Below are 269 nucleotides of genomic sequence, written 5' to 3'. Positions count from 1 at the left end.
TTCCAGAAGTTGGCATGGATGAAGTTGATGAAGGAGTTGAAGTCCCCCCAGCCTTGCCAGACGCTGAACGGAATGAACGCAATGCAGAGGGTCGCGATGCCGTGCGCGACAGTGGTCTCGTGCCGAGCAACCGGACGGTCACGCACCTGGAGAAAGAGTCGCGCCGTCGCGAGGCCGGCAAGGAACGCGAAGATATGGCAGTAGGGTGCGTGATAGGCGTACCAGAGCATCACCGAAAGTCGTGGCATCTGCGGTGCTGACGCGAGGAC

The 269-nt window shown here is 60.2% G+C and carries 1 protein-coding gene; it reads right to left on the bottom strand.

The window, feature by feature from the left end:
• On the bottom strand, positions 1-248 hold a 248-nt coding region (locus tag C1X29_RS28580), incomplete at its 3' end, for a hypothetical protein (protein ID WP_146023315.1).
• Positions 249-269 lie beyond the last annotated feature (21 nt).

The organism is Pseudomonas sp. GW456-12-10-14-LB2 (assembly GCF_002884345.1).
Lineage (GTDB): Bacteria > Pseudomonadota > Gammaproteobacteria > Pseudomonadales > Pseudomonadaceae > Aquipseudomonas > Aquipseudomonas paraglycinae.
Note: the sequence above shows the minus strand (reverse complement) of the source record. Positions and strands in the feature narration are given on the sequence as shown.